This is a genomic window from Pseudomonas sp. BNK-45, from assembly GCF_047456255.1.
In the GTDB taxonomy this organism is placed as follows: Bacteria; Pseudomonadota; Gammaproteobacteria; order Pseudomonadales; family Pseudomonadaceae; genus Aquipseudomonas.
Window position 1 is genome coordinate 5,184,495 of sequence record NZ_CP179909.1, and the last position, 16,594, is coordinate 5,201,088.

Here is a 16,594-nt window from a genome sequence, read left to right on the forward strand (position 1 = left end):
CATGCAGACCACCCTCAGCCCCGAGGCCCGGCAACTGCCCCGGGCCGCCGAAGCCGAGCGCATCCTGCGCAGCTGCGTGCATTGCGGCTTCTGCAACGCCACCTGCCCCACCTACCAGTTGCTGGGCGACGAGCTGGACGGCCCCCGCGGGCGCATCTACCTGATCAAGCAGGTGCTCGAAGGCGCCCCGGCCACCGCCCAGGCCCAGCAGCACCTGGACCGCTGCCTGTCGTGCCGCAACTGCGAGAGCACCTGCCCGTCCGGGGTCGACTATCACAACCTGCTGGACATCGGCCGCGCCGTGGTCGATGCCGCCCTGCCCCGGCCCGTCGGCCAGCAGTTGCTGCGCCGCGGGCTGCGAGCCCTTAGCGCCAACCCGCGGCTGTTCAAGGCCCTGATCCAGGGCGGCAGCCGCCTGCGTCCGCTGCTGCCCCAGGCGCTGCAGGACAAGCTGCCGCGCCAGCTGCCCACGGCCAAGCCGCGCCCCGCCCCGCGCCATTCGCGGCGCGTGCTGTTGCTCGAAGGCTGCGTGCAGCCGGGGTTGTCGCCCAACACCAATGCCGCGGCGGCGCGAGTCCTGGATCGCCTGGGCATCAGCGTGCAGCCGGTCGCCGAGGCCGGCTGCTGCGGCGCCGTGGACTATCACCTGGACGCCCAGGCAGCCGGCTTGCAGCGTGCCCGACGCAACATCGACGCCTGGTGGCCGCACCTGCAACAGGGCGCCGAGGCGATCATCCAGACCGCCAGCGGCTGTGGCGCCTTCATCAAGGAGTACCAGCAACTGCTGGCCCACGACCCGGCCTACCGCGACAAGGCCCGGCAGGTCAGCGCCCTGGCCCGGGACCTGGTGGAGGTGCTGCACAACGAACCCGTGGAACAGCTCGGCGCCCACAGCGAACAGCGTCTGGCCTTCCATTGCCCCTGTACCCTGCAGCACGCGCAGAAGCTCGGCGGCGCCGTGGAAAGCCTGCTGCAGCGCCTGGGCTTCAACCTCACCGCGGTGCCCGACAGCCACCTGTGCTGCGGCTCGGCGGGCACCTATTCACTGACCCAGCCGGCGCTGGCGCGGCAACTGCGGGACGACAAGCTGCGGGCCCTGGAAAGCGGCGGGCCGGAGCTTATCGTCACCGCCAACATCGGCTGCCAGACCCACCTCGATGGCGCCGGCCGCACCCCGGTCCGCCACTGGATCGAGGTGCTGGAGGATTCGCTTCGCTCATAAGCTGCAAGCCGCCAGCTTCAAGCTTCAAGCTTGCGGCTTGCGGCTTGCGGCTTGCGGCTTATGGCTTATGGCTTATGGCTTATGGCCGCGCATTGCTGCGGTACATGAACAGCAGCGCCAGGGCCAGGCACAGCATTGCCAGCAGGCGGCTGGAGGACAGCTCGATGGCCGGGTTGCCGAACCAGCCGAAGTTGTCGATCAGCATGCCCATGGCCAACTGCCCGAGAATCACCGCCACCGTGGCCACCGCGGTGCCCACCCGCGGCACCGCGCCGACCATCACCAGCATGTAGACCACGCCGAACAGCGCACCGGTCAGTTGCCATTTCGGCGCCTGAAGCAAGGTCATGGCCTGGGGCGGCTGGAAAAACACGATCAACAGACCGGTGATCAAGGCGCCCACGGCAAAGGTCAGCAGGCTGCTGCGCAGCACCCCGACGCTTTCTCCCAGGCGGCCATTGATCGCCGCCTGCACACTGAGCACCGCACCCGCAGCCACCACCAGGACCAGCAAAAGAATCAGGTTCATGTTCAACCTCGGGCGATCAGGATCAGGGCCACGACAATCAGCACCAGGGCCAGCCAGCGTTCGCCATTGACCGGCTTGCGGGCGCTGCCGAACCAGCCGTAATGGTCGATCAGCACGCTTTTGCCCACTTGCCCTGAGAGGATCGCGATCATGGTCATGGCAATGCCGATATGGGGCGTGGCCAGGGTCAGCACCACCACGTAGATCGGTCCCAGCACCCCGCCGAGCAGCTGCCAGCGCGGCAACTGGCTCAGGGCCGGCCCCGGCTGCGGGCCGCTGAACAACAGCAGCAGCAACAACAGCGCCGCGCCCACGCCGAAGATGCTCAGGGTGGCCCACAGATGCCCGACCTGGGCGCCCAGCGGGCCGAGCAAGCCGGCCTCCACCGACAGGCCCATGCCGGCCAGGATCACCAGCGGCAACAGTATCAGGCGCTGCCAGCCGGCAGCGGGCGCGGCGCCCGCCATCGGCTTCGGCAGCGGTGTATCTAGAGCTTCAGAGGACATGCGACACCTGCTCGACATCAAGGAATGGCCGGCATTATCGATTGCACGAGCTTTGCGATAAATGCCAGCATGCCGACAACTCTTTTGCGCAAAACGCACAGCAGGACGCCCCCATGCAAGGCTTCAACGATCTCGGTTTCAAGGCCCTGCGCCTGTTCATCGCGGTGCTCGACCAGGGCAGTTTCTCGTCCGTGGCACGCCGCGAGGGGCTGGCGCCCTCGTCCATCTCGCGGCAGATCCAGCTGATGGAACAGGCCCTGGGCCAGCAGTTGCTCTATCGCCACACCCGCGCCGTCAGCCCCACCGAGGCCGGGCGCCTGCTAGGCCATCATGCGCGGCGAGTGCTGGCGCAGTGGGAAGAAGCCGAACAGGCGCTGCAGGAACAGCAGGACGAACCGGCCGGGCTGGTGCGGATCAACGCCCCGGTGGTGTTCGGCCAGCGTCACCTGTCGCCCTGGCTTGGCGAGCTGCTGGGCCGCTACCCCAAGCTGCAACTGGAGATCCAGCAGACCGACAACTACATCGATCCCTTGCAGGACGGCACCGACCTGCTGTTCCGCATCGGCACCCTGGAAGACTCCTCGATGCAGGCCCGCCTGCTGGCCCCGCAGCGCTACCGGGTGGCGGCCAGCCCGGCCTACCTGGCCCGGCATGGCACACCGCACCACCCGCAGCAGCTGCACCAGCACCAGTGCCTGGCCTACAAGGGCGAAACCGGCCAGCAACGCTGGTTCTTCCGCCAGGGCCGGGGCGACTGGACGCCCTACAGCGTCAAGGGCCCGCTAACCGGCAACCACGCCGACACCCTGACCCAGGCCGCCGAACAGGGCCTGGGGCTGGTGATGTTTCCTTCCTGGCTGATTGGCGAAGCCCTGCACCAGGGCCGTCTGGTGGCGCTGTTCGAAGGCTTCGAAGTGGCCACCAGCCTCGAACCGCAACAGATCGCCGCCCTGTGGCCCGGTAGCCGACGGCTGTCAGTGAAAGTGCGCACCGTGATCGACTTCTTCGTCGAGAAATTCGGCCCCGAGCCCTATTGGGATCGCTAGCGCCACCACCACCCGCGCACCCGCCCCGTAACCGTAGGAGCTGGCTTGCCAGCGAAAGCGTCGGCAAGACCTGCACAAGACTCAGCGGCCTCTTCGCCGGCAAGCCGGCTCCTACAAAACCATCGCATTCCCCCGTAGGAGCTGGATTGCCAGCGAAAGCGTCGGCAAGACCGGCACAAGACTCAGCGACCCCTTCGCCGGCAAGCCGGCTCCTACAAGACCATCGCACTCCCCCGTAGGAGCTGGCTTGCCAGCGAAGGCGTCGGCAAGACCTGCACAAGACTCAGCGGCCCCTTCGCCGGCAAGCCGGCTCCTACAAGACCATCGCACTCCCCCGTAGGAGCTGGCTTGCCAGCGAAGGCGTCGGCAAGACCGGCACCCGACTCAGCGGCCCCTTCGCCGGCAAGCCGGCTCCTACAAGACCATCGCATTCCCCCGTAGGAGCTGGCTTGCCAGCGAAAGCGTCGGCAAGACCGGCACCCGACTCAGCGGCCTCTTCGCCGGCAAGCCGGCTCCTACAAGACCATCGCACTCCCCCGTAGGAGCTGGCTTGCCAGCGAAAGCGTCGGCAAGACCTGCACAAGACTCAGCGGCCTCTTCGCCGGCAAGCCGGCTCCTACAGGAAGAGTTGGGCAATCAGCCAGGCGTTGGCGGCGCTGATGATGGCGAACAGGCTCCAGGCGAGGATCCGGGTTGGCCAGCGGTTGACGAATTCGCCCATCAGGCGCCGGTCGTTGGTCATGCGAATCAGCGGGTACAGGGCGAACGGCAACTGCAGGCTGAGCACCACCTGGCTCAGCACCAGCAACTGGCCCACGGCGCCGTCGCCCAGCAGCCAGACACCGATGAACGCCGGGATCAGCGCCAGCCCGCGGGTGATCAGGCGCCGTTGCCAGCAGGGAATCCGCAGGTTCAGGTAACCCTCCATGATCACCTGCCCGGCAATGGTTCCGGTGAAGGTCGAGCTCTGCCCCGAGGCCAGCAGCGCCACGCCGAACAGCACGCTGGCCAGGGCCCCGCCCACCAGCGGATCGAGCAGGTGGTAGGCATCCTGGATTTCCACCACGTCGCTGTGGCCGGTGTTGTGGAAGGCCGCGGCGGCGAGGATCAGGATCGCCGCGTTCACCAGCAGCGCCAGGGCCAGGGAGCCGATGGTGTCGATGCGCGCCAGCTTGATGGCGTCGGCGCGACTGGCCCGGTCCTGGCCGATCAAGCGGGTCTGCACCACCGAGGTGTGCAGGTAGAGGTTGTGGGGCATCACCGTGGCGCCGAGGATGCCAATCGCCAGGTACAGCGGTGCGGCGTCGCTGATGGCCGAGAGCGACGGGGTGAAGCCCCGGGCCACGTCCGGCCAGTAGGGTTTGATCAGCAGCAGTTCAATGAAGAAACACACGCCGATGGTCGCCACCAGCGCCAGCATGATCGCTTCCAGCCGGCGAAAACCGCGGTTCTGCAAGGCCAGCACCAGCAAGGTGTCGAAGGCGGTGATGACGATCCCGGTGCTCAGGGACACCCCCAGCAACAGGTGGAACGCCAGGGCGCAGCCCAGCACTTCGGCAAGGTCGGTGGCGATGATCGACACCTCGGCCGCCAGCCATTGGACCCGGGCCGAACGGCGGCTGTAGCGCTCCCGGCACAGCTGCGCCAGATCGCGCCCCGTGGCAATGCCCAGGCGCGAGCACAGGCATTGCACCGCCATGCCGGCCAGGCTCGCCAGCAGCACCACGAACAGCAGGTTGTAGCCATAGCGCGAGCCGGCCTCGATGGCCGTGGCCCAGTTGCCGGGGTCCATGTAGCCGATGGAGATCAGCAGCCCGGGGCCGGCAAAGCGCAGCAGGCGCTTGAACAACGAGGCACGGGGATCGACGGATACGGAACCCGCCACTTCCGGCGGACAAAAGGGCGCTGTGGCGATTTTCGGCAGGCTGAATTTCACGGGGATTTCCACGACGGATTGGAGCAAGGGCCCAGCTTAGAGGTTTCAGCCCGGGCACCCAAGCCTGAATATTGACCTTGAAGGGGCGTATGCTGCTGCCTTTGCAGCGCCTGGCGGCCCCTGCCGCAGGCTTCGATAGCACGCCCAAGGTGGCCCCCGTGAACAGCCCTGCGACCGATCCCCGACCCGACACCCTGCCCCCCTTCCTGCACCCCGGTGACCGGGTCCTGCTGTTCGACGGGGTGTGCAAGCTGTGCAATGCCTCGGTGCAGTTCGTGATCCGCCACGACCGCCAGCGGCGGATCAAGCTGGCGTCGATGCAATCGCCCCAGGGCCAGGCCTTGCTGAAGTGGTTCGGCCAGCCCACGGATCAGTTCGACACGGTGCTGCTGATCGAAGACCGAGGCCTGTCCCAACGTTCCGAGGCCTTTATCCGCCTGATGGCACAACTGCCCGCGCCCTGGCGCTGGCTGCGCCTGCTGCGCTGGATCCCGCGGCCGCTGCGGGACTGGGCCTACGACCGGATCGCCGGCAATCGCTACCGCTGGTTCGGCCGGAATGAGGTGTGCCTGCTGCCGAGCCCCGAGCATCGCGGACGCTTTCTCGACGACCCGTCCTGAGGCACGGGTCGAGCGCCGTCAGTTGGGCTGGCGGCGGAAGAACAGGCTGACCTGCCCCAGCTCGAAGCCGAACTTGGTCATGTAGGAACGATTGGCCAGGGTGTTTTCGTCCAACAGGTACATCCAGTCGTCGAAGTGCACCTGGTAGGTCTTGCCGTCCACCGGCAGGTTGAGCACGTAGCGCCAGCGCAGGGCATTGCCGGACACCTCGCCCAGGGCCTCGCCGACCACATCGTCGGCGGTGCCGCGCCACAGCCCGGGCCCCGCCGGGACCAGGGTCCAGACCCGGGTCTGGCGGGTGCCGTCGCTGTAGGTGAAGTCCTCGTGCATGATGAATTTCTCGCCCTCGCTGCGGCTGTCGATCTGCACATGGAAGCGTTTGATCACCTCGCCGGAGCGCTTCTGAAACAGGCCCCAGGCCTCGACCCGGCCAGTGAAGAACTGGCGCAATTCCAGCTCGGGTTTCTGCTCGCGGTACTGCTTGACGTCGGTGTCGCTGCAGGCGACCAGGCCCAGGCACAGCAACAGCAGGTATTTCTTAAACATGGCACATCTCCTGTGCTGCGCCGGCTATTGGCCCAGCAGTTGTGCGCGCAGCTGCGGATTGCGCGTGCGCGGGTCGAGCCAGATGGCGAAGAACGCGCGGGCGAAGGCCTCGTCCTCCACCCTGTACTGCAAGTGCTGGTCGACAAAGAACTCCACCCCGCGTCCCGGCAGAAACACCCCGGTGATGCGCTGGCCCGGTTCGACATCGACGAAGGCACGCTGCATCTGCGCCTGCCAATCCTTGAGTTGCGCCGGGCTGACCGCGCTGCCGGACAAGCGTTGGATCTCGTCGAGGCTGGTCTGCACCAGCTCGTCGCGGCGGATCGTGCGCCGGTAGGTCAGCTCCAGGGCGAAGGGGCTGTCGTCCGTCAGCGGCAACGCCCTGCCCCAGAGCCGCGCGTGGTAGACCTTGAAACCGAACCAGCTGAACTCGCCACTGCCCAGCAGCCGGGCCTCGGGCAGCGACGCCTGCCAGTCGGCGCTGGCCGTGGCGCTGAGCAGCACCAGCAGCCACAACCAGCGCCTCAACGGAACACGTCCGGCGCGGTTCATTCAGGAACGCCTGGGCAGCAATTGGAGAAACTCCTGGCGGGTGCTGCTGCAGTCGCGAAAGGCCCCGAGCATCACCGAGGTGTTCATCATGGAGTTCTGCTTCTCCACCCCGCGCATCATCATGCACATGTGCCGCGCCTGGATGACCACCGCCACCCCGGCGGCCCGGGTCACTTCCTGGATCGCCTCGGCGATCTGCCGGGTGAGGTTCTCCTGGATCTGCAGGCGCCGCGCGTACATGTCGACGATCCGCGCCACCTTGGACAGCCCCAGCACCTTGCCGGTGGGGATGTAAGCCACATGGGCCTGACCGATGAAGGGCAGCAGGTGGTGTTCGCACAGGGAATACAGCTCGATGTCCTGGACAATCACCATCTCGTCGCTGCTGGAGCTGAACAGCGCGCCGTTGACCAACTCGTCAAGGCGGGTGTCGTAACCGTGACACAGATAGCGCAAGGCCTTTGCCGCCCGCTGCGGGGTGTCCCGCAGGCCCTCGCGCGAGGGGTCTTCACCCAAGCCCTGGAGAATGCTGTGAAAGTGCTGAGAAAGAGGATCGTGCATGGCGCATGGGTTCCGAAAAGCTGGCGAGGCGGGCAATTCCTTGCACGTGCCAAGGAAAAAAAAGAGCCCCGAGGTGGCCGACCACACAACTGACCCAGCCCCGGTTCCACCCGGGCCTGACCTCGGAGCCCCAAAAGCGTGAAGAGCGAGCGACTGCCCCTGAAAGGACTGAGCAGGCATCGGCACATTTCACCCTTAAAAACCTATACGACAAATTAATTTTTGTACAATTTTTATCGATAAAAAACGCCTTAAACGCCTTAATACTTGTACAAAACCGCATTTAATCGATTCAAAACCTTTTCGCTGTACAAGAAAAAGCGACGCCGCACTTCACTCCCGGCCGCCTCCCTGCCAGCAGATACGCGCCAAATGCCGCGCTGGATGCTAGCGTGGCGCACCGTTCATCCACTGAGTGCACGCATGCTGCTGTTAAAACTGCTGACGGTTCCCGGATTCCTCTGGTTGATCTCTCTGGCGAGCAGGCGCTGGGGACCGAATGTCGCCGGCTGGCTGGCGGGGTTTCCGGTGGTGGTGGGACCGATCCTGCTGTTTCTGGCGCTGGAGCAAGGCACGGCCTTCGCCACCCACGCGGCGGGGGCCGCCCTCTCGGCGTTGCTGGCGATGATCGCCTTCAGCGTCGCCTACACCCATGCCGCACAGCGTCTTTCCTGGCCCGGGGCCCTGGCCGTGGCCACGCTGGTCTGGGCCGTGCTGGCCGCAGCCATTACCCAGGTGCCGGCCTCACTGGGCTTGTCCGTGGCCTGCGCCGCCAGCGCCCTGCTCCTGGCGCCGCGCCTGTTTCCCCGGGTGAGCGCTGTGCCCGCCGCCCCCGCGCAGCGCTCCGACAAACTGCCTTACCGGATGCTTGCCGGAGCCTTGCTGACCCTGGCGGTCACCCTGCTGGCCAGCACCGTTGGCGAACGCTGGAGCGGCATGCTCGCGGTGTTTCCGGTGCTCGGCAGCGTGCTGGCGGTGTTCTCCCACCAGAGCCACGGCGTGGCCTTCACCACCGTGCTGTTACGCTCCTTGACCACCGGCCTGTATTCCTTTGCGGCGTTCTGCCTGGTACTGGCCCTGGCCCTGCCCGCGGTGGGAATGCTCGCCTTTGGATTGGCAGTGGCGGTGTCGATGCTGGTGCTGGGTTTGAGCAAGCGCCTGTTGGCGCGAAACACGATCGGTCGCGTTGCCAGGCAACATCATTGAAGCGCAAATAAACCGGCATAAGGCCTCGGTATTCAGAGACTGGCGCCGAACTCGAGCACTCATGCATCATGCGTTGTCTGTCTTATGGAAGAGCGTGATGAGCAACATAGAAACCCCAAAGGCTTCATTGGCCTTGCGATCCTACTCCGGCCAGGTTGAGCTGCATGACCACGATTATCACCAGATCGTGCTGCCGCAATCTGGCGCCATGGAGATAGAGGTCGATGGCCGTGGCGGCAAAGTCGACTGGAGCCAGGGCGTGATCATCCCGGCAGGTTGCCCTCATACCTTTTCCGCCAGCACCGCCAACACTTTCCTGGTTCTTGATGTACCGCTTTCATCGCCCCGTACCCAAAAGTTCGAAGCTGAAACCATCAAGCGACTCAACGAAAAAAGCTTCTTTCCGGTAAGACCGGAGATTCGCCACCTGCTTGACTACGCAACCCGCAGCGTTCCATTGCTGACCAACTCACCTGAGGTGGCTCAATCCTGGAGTACCTTGCTGATGTCGGCCCTGGTCCAGCCCCACAGCCACACCCCTGACCACGGACAATTCACCCTGGCACGGGCCCTGACCCATATCGAAAACAACCTGGACACTCATCTGACCGCCTCTGAAATAGCCCGAATTTCAGGCACCAGCGAACGACGCTTGTACATACTCTTCGAGCAGCACCTGAAAACCACGCCATTTGCCCATATCACCCGCCTGCGCCTGGACCTGGCCATGGACCTGCTACGCGACACACGACTGTCGATCACGGAGATTGCCCATCGCGTGGGTTATGCCGATCAGAGCGCCTTGAATCACGCACTGAAAAAGAACCGCAACCTGACCCCCGCATCAGCCCGAAGGTGCACCAGAACCGGCTGAAAACGTGCAGCCTGGAACAAGTATTAGGCAGCACACGCCAATACCCGACCGATCGTCCTTCCTATCATCCCCGCTTCGAAACGCTCATCGGGCGGGACCCATGACACAAGCCACGACGCCTACCAAAACGCTCTCGGCCTCAAGATCCGCCGCCTCGGCAACCGCCATTGGGGTGATTGCCGTGTTTCTGTGGTCCTGCCTGGCCTTGCTCACCACCCTGACGTCAGGCATCCCGCCTTTTGAGTTGCTGGCTTTGAGCTTTGCCGTAGCCTTTCTGGCCAGCCTGTTCATTCTCGGGCTGCGCGGTGCTGAGGGCTTTCAAGGCTGGCGTCAGCCATGGAAGGTGTGGGCCACAGGCTTTCTGGGAATCTTCGGCTATCACGCGCTGTATTTCTTCGCCCTCAAGGCCGCCCCCCCGGCCGAGGCCAGCCTGATTGCCTACCTCTGGCCCCTGCTGATCGTCTTGCTGGCCGGTGTCAGTGGCGGCCAGCGACTGCGCCCGCGACAACTGCTGGGAGCACTCCTGGGGCTCGCCGGTACGGCGTTCATCATGCAGCAACGCTCACAGTCCGGCGTGGCCAGCATGCCGATCGCTGGCTATGCGGCTGCCTTGCTCTGTGCCTTGGTCTGGTCGGGTTACTCGGTGATCAATCGACGCTTCAGCAACGTTCCCAGCAGCATCATCGGGGCAATCTGCGGCCTGGTGGCCGTGGCCGGAGCGCTTTGTCACCTGGCGTTCGAAACCACGGTTCAGCCTGACTACGGGCAATGGGCGGCGATCATCGGCCTCGGGCTGGGCCCGGTTGGCCTGGCATTCTTTGCATGGGATCACGCGACCAAACACGGCAACCTGGCGAGTCTCGGCGCTCTTTCCTATCTCGCCCCACTGTTTTCCACCCTGTTGCTGATCCTGGTCGGCCAAACCCACGCCAACCCGATCCTGCTCATACCGGCGCTACTCATCATCGCTGGAGCGGTGATCGCTACCTCACGTCGACGCACCTCCGGCGCCTGATTCTCTGTACCAACAAGGAACTCAAAAAATGCATCTGATTGCCTCCCAAGGGGCTGAGAGGCTCGATCGTACCGGCCCGTTTTTTTCGGTAGCCCCCACCAGAGCGACCCTGCAGCATCTGGGGCTCCCCTCCCGAACGACCAGCCATAGCGCCACACGCCGCCGCTCCCATGGCGAAGCCCCAAGAGTGCTGTTATTCGTTCCGCCCTACACGCGCTTGGTCGAACCGGCACCGAAAGACAGCGCATTCACCCAAATCGGCATCGATACCTTTGAAGTGATGAAGCGTGCAGGTACTCCCATCGGCCTGCTGCGTATCGCCACAGTGGCCAGGCGCGCGGGGTACGACGTACAGATCATCGACGCCCCCTTCGCTGGCTGGGAACAGGAGTCTCCCCTGGTGCAAGTCGATCAGGGACACTTGCTGCGCTACGGCCTGAGCGATGAGCAGATGCGCACCATCATCGAGACTGCGCAGCCCGATATCGTCGGTATCCAGTGCAACTACACCGTGCAATGGGGTAACGCTCGGGCGCTGGCGGATCTGGTCAAGTCCATCGATCCCAACCTGGTACTGGTGACTGGAGGCGCGCACTCCAGCGGCGATTGGCAGAACGCGCTGCTGGACTCGGCATTTGATTTTGTCCTGATCAATGAGGCCGACCGTGCCTTTACCCTGTTGCTCGACGCCTTGAGCCATGGCGACGCCGACATTCATGCAGTTCCGGGGGTTGCCTATCGTGGCCAGCAGGGACAACTGGTTCGCCCTTCGCGCAAATCCAACTACTTGAGCATTGTGCCTAGCCGCCAGGGTCTGGAGGAGCGTCTCGGGGTCATGCCCTTGCCCGACTTCAGTTTCCTGAACATGAACCACTATCTGCAGCCCTATCACTCCTCTGGCGCTCGGGTGCACAAACACGGCGCCTGGGCGCAGATTTTCTCCACCATCGGCTGCAACGTGAACTGCAACTTCTGCTACATCCCCAAGATCAACGGCCCATGGCGTGCCTTGGGACTGGATTGGTTCGACCTGCACCTGGCGGATCTGGTCAATCAGGGCGTGACCGAGGTACTGATCGAGGACGACCATCTGATGCACGATCCGCTGTACGCCATGGAAGTGGGGCGCCTGCTGAAAAAGCACAACTTGCCCTGGGTCGAAGAAGGTGGCCTGAGCCTGTTCAATCTGGTGCTGCTGCACAAAGGCGAGCGTTTCCTCGCTGAGCTGGATGATCAGGAACTGAAAAATCCGCAGTACCGCAACGTCATCGCCGCGATCAAGGGCGGACTGACAGCCCGGCAGTTCATCCGCTCGATTGCCGAAAACGGCTGCTACAACATTTACCTTGCGGTGGAAAGTGCCAACGAGGAAAGCCTGATCAACTCCAACAAGTCGCGCTTCAACGCCATTCAGCAAGCTACCTTTGAACTCATCGAGATATTCACTGAGCACGGCATTCAAGTCACTGGCGGCTTCATGCTGGGTTTTGTCAATCCGCCCGCCACTGCGGGCACCAAGCCCTTTATCGAAAGCCTGGAATTGATCGAAAGAACCACCGACTACGCGGTAAGCCTAATGGGCGCAGGCATGGCCTATGCAAACCCGTTTATCGTGACCCCCATTCCTGGCACCGCCATGTGGGAATACCAGCAGCAATATGTGGTACGTCACTACGACAATGGCTGGTCCCACGAAAAAGCCACGATGGCAACCGAGCTCTGGAGCGCGGAGGACATCGAAAAGGCCAGGCTGGAGCTTTTAGTCCGCGCCAACGGTGCAGATCGAGTCAAAGAGATGGTTCGGCGCGGCACATGGCCGGTCGATACGTAACCAGCCCAGCGAGAAGTCGAGGCCCGATTGCCACTCTTCGGTGTCTTATGAACCTCAAGAACCGAAACAGCTGGCGGTCATTGGTCCACCACGAAAAATCCTTCTGGAGCCTTCTGTGACGACCATGGGATGATGCGCCCCCCCTGATCCCATGCCCGGAGATTGTGCATGTCATCCTTCGCTAGAAAAGCCCTGGTCCTGGTGTTCGCCGCGGTGGCGGGCTTTGGTGCGCTGAACGCGCTCGCGGCCGGCAAGTCCACGGCCAAGCAGGCGCCCGGGGAAAAAGTCTCGATGCTTGGCGGCAAGCTGGCCTTCACCCTGCCCAAGGGCTTCAGCGCCTCGGCCCTGCCGGCCGGCAGCGAGGCCGACGGCACCGCGGGCGCCAGCGGCACTCTGTATTCCAATGCCACCACCCGCACCGTGGTGATCGCCGCGCAGAACAACATTCCCAATGCGGCCCAGGTCAAGGACAACGACAGCGCCTTTCTCGATGCCGCGGTCAGCAGTTTTCTCTCGCAACAGGCCGCCGCCCTGCCGGACTTCAGCAAGCAGAGTGAAAAGAGCATGACCCTCAAGGGCCTGGGGGTGCGGCAGATCGACAGCACCGCGACCCAGGGCGGCGGCCAGACCCTGAACTCGACCCTGATCGCCGGTTCCGGCTCGCGCATGGCGGTGGTGCAGGTGATTTCCCGAGCCGCCGACAAGGCCGGCCATGCGGCGCTGATGAAGCAGATCCTCGGTCAGTAAAACCCGCTTCGGCTCAGGGGTTGAGCCCCTGCAGCCAAGCCTTGAGGTCTTCGATCTCGGCTTCGCTGATGCTGTGCCCCAATCCCGGGTAGGCATGGAACTGCGGTTGCAGCGAGGCTCCACGGAGCAGGCGATTGGCCTGCTCCCCGTCGCTGTAGGGCAGGCGCCGATCGTCGGTGCCGTGGCCGATGAAGATGCCCAGGCGCTGCAGGTCGGGGCTGTCTTTCACCTGGGCCGCCAGCAGCGGCAGGATCTTCCCGCTCAGGGCGGCAATGCCGCGCACCGACTGCGGATGACGCAGCCCCACTTCATAGGCCATGACCGCGCCCTGGCTGAACCCCACCAGCACCACCTTGTCCGGCTGGGTGTGATACTTGGCCACCGCGCCGCGGACAAACTGGCCAATCAGCTCGGCGCTGCCGGCCAGTTCCTCGGTCACGCCGTCATAGGCGCCCTGGCCCTTGCGCTGGAACCACTGGTAACTGCCCTGCTCCAGGGTCTGCGGCGCCCGGGCCGAAAGGTAGGTGTAGGTCGTCGGCAGGCGCTCATGCAGGCCGAACAGGTCGGCCTCGTTGCTGCCGTAGCCATGCAGGAAGATCACCAGCGGCTGGTTGCGGGTGTCCGCGGGGGCCTGCTCCAGGTAGCGCAACGGCAGATCGTCGCGCAGCGTCGGTTCGGCGTGGGCCAGGGGCGCGGCCAAGGCGAGCAATAGCGCCAGGTTGCGGATCATGTGCGGCTCCTTGTGCTTGAGGGATGGTCAGAAAATCAGTGCCGGAGCCTAGCATCGCCGGGCCCGCAGGTTCATCTGTCGGGCAGCGCCAGCCCCCGCCAGGCCAAAGGCAGCAGCACCAGCACCGCCAGTCCGAACCCCACCTGGGACAGGTAGAAGGTTTCCAGCCACTGGCCGTGGGCCGCCACATAAAAACTGTTGTGCACGACATCCAGCACGATGATCGCCAGGGTCAGCAACAACCCCCAGCGCGGGCGCAGCCACAGCAGCAACGCCGCCAGCGGGTCGAAAAAGCTCAGGGAACCCCAGAACGCCCGGCTGGCCAAGGGCGTGTCGATGCCATAGCCATAGTCCCAGAGCAACCCGTGGTCCATTGCGGCGCGCAGGTGATTGAAGGTAGCCGCCAGCAGGCACAGGGTGAACAGCAGGCGGATAGACAGGGACACTCGGGACACGGACACCTCTAGTGCAGGAACCGGCTAACCGGCGAAGGGCGCGCTGGCGCGTCGAGGACCAACGCACCGCCGATTTCCCTGGCCAGGCAGTGCCCGCGCCTGGTCGGCCTCGCCCCTGGCGGTTCAGTCGTTGATCAGTTTGCCGGCGCGAATCGCCTCGCGGCCGGCCACCTTGGCCAACCAGATGCCCGGCTGGGTGTAGCGTCCGCGGTCCAGGGCAAAGAGCACGCCGCTGGTGCCGGCCCGCACGGTGCTGACGGTGTCGTGCAGCGGGTCGACCACTTCGAACAGGGCATCGCCGCGCTCCACCCACTCGCCGGCCTCGCGCAGGAAGCTGACCACGCCATGGTGCGGGGCAAACAGGTATTCGGTGCCTTCGAAGGGCATGCCTTCGCAGCACTGTTGCGGCGCGGCGGGCCAGTCGCCGCTGATCAGGCCCTGTTCGGCGAGAAAGCCGAGGATGGCCTCGGCATTGGCCCGGGCCTGCTCGACCCGGGTGTCGCCCATGCTGCCCAGCTCCAGGGTGGTGGCCAGGTTGGCCGGGGGAATGGCCGCCCGGGGAAAATCCCGGGCCAGGCGCAGCCAGGGCGCGGAACAGGACTCGTCGAAGGAGCTGCCGCCGGAGTCTTCACAGAGCAGCGCCACCCCGGCCTTGAGCCGCGCCGCCAGGGACTGCCACTGCGGCCAGTGCTGGGGCAAGGCGTAGAGGTGGATCGCCGCTTCGAAATCGCAGTGCAGATCCAGGGTGATATCGGCGTCACAGGCATGGCGCAGCAGCAATCGGTGCAAGGCCTCCAGTTGCGAGGCCGGCGGCGGCAGTTCGTCCAGTACCTGGAGCATGGCGCCGCGGATCAAGGCGATATTGGCGCTGGCATCGCTGCCCAGCTGCTTGCCGATCAGGTCGCCCACCGGGCCGCTGAGTTCGACGAAGGCGCGGTTGAAGTTCTTGCCGCTGCCCAGTTCGAAACGTCCCAGGTGGCTGCCCTGCACCTGCTGGTCCAGACCAATGGGGTTGGCCACCGGCACCAGCTCGATCACCCCCTCAAGGCGGCCCTGGCGTTCCAGCTCGGCCAGACGCTGCTTGAGCTCCCAGGCGGTGCGCATGCCCGGCAATTCATCGGCGTGCAGGCTGGCCTGGATGTACACCTTGCGCGTGCCGCTGCCAAAGCGGAACACGCTGAGCTGGCGCTGGGTGCCCAGGTGGCCCCAGGGCAGGGAATGGTCGATGCGTTGCATGCTGGCTCCAGGGTTCAAGAAAAAGCGCGGTGCAGAATAAAACAGCCGCGCAGAAAAAAGGTGGCGACCGAGTTGCGGCCGCCACCTTTTTTTACCTCATGTATCGAGCCGACGGCTTACTCGCCGTAGACGTCGAAATCGAAGTACTTGTCTTGCACTTGCTTGTACTTGCCGTTGGCGCGGATCTCGGTGATGGCGCTGTTGAATTTCTCCGCCAGCTCCTTGTCGCCCTTGCGCACGGCAATGCCGGCACCGCCACCGAAGTACTTCGGATCGTTGTACTCGGGACCGACGAAGGCGAAGCCCTTGCCGGCGTCGGTTTTCAGGAAGCCGTCATCGAGGTTGACCGAGTCGGCCAGCAGCGCATCGACACGACCGGAGACCATGTCCAGGTTGGCTTCCTGCTGGGAGCCGTAGCGCACCAGGTCGATGCCCGCCGGCACCAGCACTTCGGTGGCGAAGCGGTCGTGGGTACTGGCACGCAGCACGCCGACTTTCTTGCCCTTGAGCTCGGTCAGCGGGTCCTTGATGGCGGTGCCGGCCTTCATCACGAAGCGCGCCGGGGTGTGGTAGTACTTGATGGTGAAATCGACGTTCTTCTTGCGGTCGTCGGTGATGGTCATGGACGACAGGATGGCGTCGATCTTCTTCACCTTCAGCGCCGGGATCAGGCCATCGAACTCCTGCTCGACCCAGGTGCATTTGACTTTCATCTGCTCGCACAGGGCGTCGCCCAGGTCCACGTCGAAACCGGTGAGCTTGCCGTCGGGGGTCTTCATCGAGAACGGCGGGTAGCCGGCTTCGATGCCGATACGGATCGGCTTGGCCTCGTCGGCCGAAGCGGTGAAGGAAAACAGCGACAGTGCCAGGGCACCAAACAGCGCAAACTTGTTCATTTATAACTCCAGGAGACGGAGACTTTTATTGGCTGGTTTCGATTATGGGCAAATCGAAGTGGCCAGCAGTCTAGAGCGGCTCTGAA

At 64.4% G+C, this 16,594-nt stretch carries 18 protein-coding genes; 8 read left to right on the forward strand and 10 right to left on the reverse strand.

What is annotated here, in order from left to right; translation table 11 throughout:
* Position 1 precedes the first annotated feature (1 nt).
* Entirely contained in the window at positions 2-1,222 is a 1,221-nt protein-coding gene (gene glcF / locus ACMGG8_RS23330; protein ID WP_129406794.1) for a glycolate oxidase subunit GlcF, read from the forward strand.
* Positions 1,223-1,301: 79 nt separating this feature from the next.
* Here the strand turns inward: glcF and ACMGG8_RS23335 are convergent, their stop codons facing one another.
* Both ACMGG8_RS23335 and ACMGG8_RS23340 read right to left on the reverse strand, forming a co-directional pair.
* Entirely contained in the window at positions 1,302-1,751 is a 450-nt protein-coding gene (locus ACMGG8_RS23335) for a DMT family transporter (protein WP_414158521.1), read from the reverse strand.
* 2 nt (positions 1,752-1,753) lie between these two features.
* Positions 1,754-2,218: a DMT family transporter gene (locus tag ACMGG8_RS23340; protein WP_060838583.1), complete on the reverse strand. Its 465-nt coding sequence runs from the start codon at positions 2,216-2,218 to the stop codon at positions 1,754-1,756.
* Between the two features lie 152 nt (positions 2,219-2,370).
* On the opposite strand from ACMGG8_RS23340, the gene ACMGG8_RS23345 reads away from it, so the two are divergent.
* Positions 2,371-3,303: a LysR family transcriptional regulator gene (locus tag ACMGG8_RS23345; protein WP_060838582.1), complete on the forward strand. Its 933-nt coding sequence runs from the start codon at positions 2,371-2,373 to the stop codon at positions 3,301-3,303.
* Positions 3,304-3,919: 616 nt separating this feature from the next.
* Here the strand turns inward: ACMGG8_RS23345 and ACMGG8_RS23350 are convergent.
* Complete coding sequence (locus ACMGG8_RS23350; protein WP_414158522.1) at positions 3,920-5,239, reverse strand: Nramp family divalent metal transporter; 1,320 nt, start codon at positions 5,237-5,239, stop codon at positions 3,920-3,922.
* 158 nt (positions 5,240-5,397) lie between these two features.
* Between ACMGG8_RS23350 and ACMGG8_RS23355 the strand changes: the two genes are divergently transcribed.
* Complete coding sequence (locus ACMGG8_RS23355; protein ID WP_414158523.1) at positions 5,398-5,859, forward strand: thiol-disulfide oxidoreductase DCC family protein; 462 nt, start codon at positions 5,398-5,400, stop codon at positions 5,857-5,859.
* An 18-nt stretch (positions 5,860-5,877) separates the two neighbouring features.
* Here ACMGG8_RS23355 and ACMGG8_RS23360 read toward each other — a convergent pair whose 3' ends face one another.
* The 3 genes from ACMGG8_RS23360 to folE are packed head-to-tail and all read right to left on the reverse strand — an operon-like array spanning position 5,878 to position 7,518.
* Positions 5,878-6,405 (reverse strand): DUF3833 domain-containing protein, encoded by a 528-nt coding sequence (locus ACMGG8_RS23360; protein WP_060838580.1) that lies wholly within the window; start codon positions 6,403-6,405, stop codon positions 5,878-5,880.
* 24 nt (positions 6,406-6,429) lie between these two features.
* Positions 6,430-6,957 carry a chalcone isomerase family protein gene (locus ACMGG8_RS23365; protein WP_060838579.1) on the reverse strand — a complete coding sequence of 176 codons (528 nt, stop codon included), beginning with the start codon at positions 6,955-6,957 and terminating at the stop codon, positions 6,430-6,432.
* Positions 6,958-7,518, reverse strand: coding sequence for a GTP cyclohydrolase I FolE (gene folE, locus ACMGG8_RS23370; RefSeq protein ID WP_414158524.1), 561 nt, complete (start codon positions 7,516-7,518; stop codon positions 6,958-6,960). It lies immediately after the preceding gene.
* 423 nt (positions 7,519-7,941) lie between these two features.
* Between folE and ACMGG8_RS23375 the strand changes: the two genes are divergently transcribed.
* From ACMGG8_RS23375 to ACMGG8_RS23395, 5 genes are all read left to right on the forward strand, one after another.
* On the forward strand, positions 7,942-8,724 hold the full coding sequence (locus ACMGG8_RS23375; protein WP_414158525.1) for a hypothetical protein: 783 nt from the start codon (positions 7,942-7,944) through the stop codon (positions 8,722-8,724).
* A gap of 97 nt (positions 8,725-8,821) precedes the next feature.
* Positions 8,822-9,598: a helix-turn-helix domain-containing protein gene (locus ACMGG8_RS23380; RefSeq protein ID WP_108542760.1), complete on the forward strand. Its 777-nt coding sequence runs from the start codon at positions 8,822-8,824 to the stop codon at positions 9,596-9,598.
* A 100-nt stretch (positions 9,599-9,698) separates the two neighbouring features.
* Positions 9,699-10,613 (forward strand): DMT family transporter, encoded by a 915-nt coding sequence (locus ACMGG8_RS23385; RefSeq protein ID WP_060838575.1) that lies wholly within the window; start codon positions 9,699-9,701, stop codon positions 10,611-10,613.
* Positions 10,614-10,800: 187 nt separating this feature from the next.
* On the forward strand, positions 10,801-12,444 hold the full coding sequence (locus tag ACMGG8_RS23390; protein ID WP_414158526.1) for a B12-binding domain-containing radical SAM protein: 1,644 nt from the start codon (positions 10,801-10,803) through the stop codon (positions 12,442-12,444).
* 168 nt (positions 12,445-12,612) lie between these two features.
* The gene (locus tag ACMGG8_RS23395; RefSeq protein WP_060838573.1) at positions 12,613-13,191 is read left to right on the forward strand and encodes a hypothetical protein; all 579 of its coding nucleotides are present in this window, start codon (positions 12,613-12,615) and stop codon (positions 13,189-13,191) included.
* 13 nt (positions 13,192-13,204) lie between these two features.
* Here the strand turns inward: ACMGG8_RS23395 and ACMGG8_RS23400 are convergent, their stop codons facing one another.
* The 4 genes from ACMGG8_RS23400 to ACMGG8_RS23415 form a co-directional block, all read right to left on the reverse strand.
* The gene (locus tag ACMGG8_RS23400; protein WP_060843118.1) at positions 13,205-13,921 is read right to left on the reverse strand and encodes an alpha/beta hydrolase; all 717 of its coding nucleotides are present in this window, start codon (positions 13,919-13,921) and stop codon (positions 13,205-13,207) included.
* Between the two features lie 71 nt (positions 13,922-13,992).
* The gene (locus ACMGG8_RS23405) at positions 13,993-14,382 is read right to left on the reverse strand and encodes a hypothetical protein (RefSeq protein WP_414158527.1); all 390 of its coding nucleotides are present in this window, start codon (positions 14,380-14,382) and stop codon (positions 13,993-13,995) included.
* 117 nt (positions 14,383-14,499) lie between these two features.
* A complete protein-coding gene (locus ACMGG8_RS23410; protein ID WP_060843116.1) occupies positions 14,500-15,612 on the reverse strand; it encodes a succinylglutamate desuccinylase/aspartoacylase family protein in 1,113 nt (370 codons plus the stop codon).
* A 116-nt stretch (positions 15,613-15,728) separates the two neighbouring features.
* Positions 15,729-16,508, reverse strand: a complete 780-nt coding sequence (locus ACMGG8_RS23415; RefSeq protein WP_235758556.1) for an ABC transporter substrate-binding protein — start codon at positions 16,506-16,508, stop codon at positions 15,729-15,731.
* Positions 16,509-16,594: the final 86 nt, after the last annotated feature.

Excerpts from the sequence above, each read along its gene's own strand:
- glcF (WP_129406794.1), top strand. The coding sequence starts at position 2 with ATGCAGACCACCCTCAGCCCCGAGGCCCGGCAACTGCCCCGGGCCGCC.
- ACMGG8_RS23335 (WP_414158521.1), bottom strand. The coding sequence starts at position 1,751 with ATGAACCTGATTCTTTTGCTGGTCCTGGTGGTGGCTGCGGGTGCGGTG.
- ACMGG8_RS23340 (WP_060838583.1), bottom strand. The coding sequence starts at position 2,218 with ATGGCGGGCGCCGCGCCCGCTGCCGGCTGGCAGCGCCTGATACTGTTG.
- ACMGG8_RS23345 (WP_060838582.1), top strand. The coding sequence starts at position 2,371 with ATGCAAGGCTTCAACGATCTCGGTTTCAAGGCCCTGCGCCTGTTCATC.
- ACMGG8_RS23360 (WP_060838580.1), bottom strand. The coding sequence starts at position 6,405 with ATGTTTAAGAAATACCTGCTGTTGCTGTGCCTGGGCCTGGTCGCCTGC.
- ACMGG8_RS23365 (WP_060838579.1), bottom strand. The coding sequence starts at position 6,957 with ATGAACCGCGCCGGACGTGTTCCGTTGAGGCGCTGGTTGTGGCTGCTG.
- folE (WP_414158524.1), bottom strand. The coding sequence starts at position 7,518 with ATGCACGATCCTCTTTCTCAGCACTTTCACAGCATTCTCCAGGGCTTG.
- ACMGG8_RS23375 (WP_414158525.1), top strand. The coding sequence starts at position 7,942 with ATGCTGCTGTTAAAACTGCTGACGGTTCCCGGATTCCTCTGGTTGATC.
- ACMGG8_RS23380 (WP_108542760.1), top strand. The coding sequence starts at position 8,822 with ATGAGCAACATAGAAACCCCAAAGGCTTCATTGGCCTTGCGATCCTAC.
- ACMGG8_RS23385 (WP_060838575.1), top strand. The coding sequence starts at position 9,699 with ATGACACAAGCCACGACGCCTACCAAAACGCTCTCGGCCTCAAGATCC.
- ACMGG8_RS23395 (WP_060838573.1), top strand. The coding sequence starts at position 12,613 with ATGTCATCCTTCGCTAGAAAAGCCCTGGTCCTGGTGTTCGCCGCGGTG.
- ACMGG8_RS23400 (WP_060843118.1), bottom strand. The coding sequence starts at position 13,921 with ATGATCCGCAACCTGGCGCTATTGCTCGCCTTGGCCGCGCCCCTGGCC.
- ACMGG8_RS23410 (WP_060843116.1), bottom strand. The coding sequence starts at position 15,612 with ATGCAACGCATCGACCATTCCCTGCCCTGGGGCCACCTGGGCACCCAG.
- ACMGG8_RS23415 (WP_235758556.1), bottom strand. The coding sequence starts at position 16,508 with ATGAACAAGTTTGCGCTGTTTGGTGCCCTGGCACTGTCGCTGTTTTCC.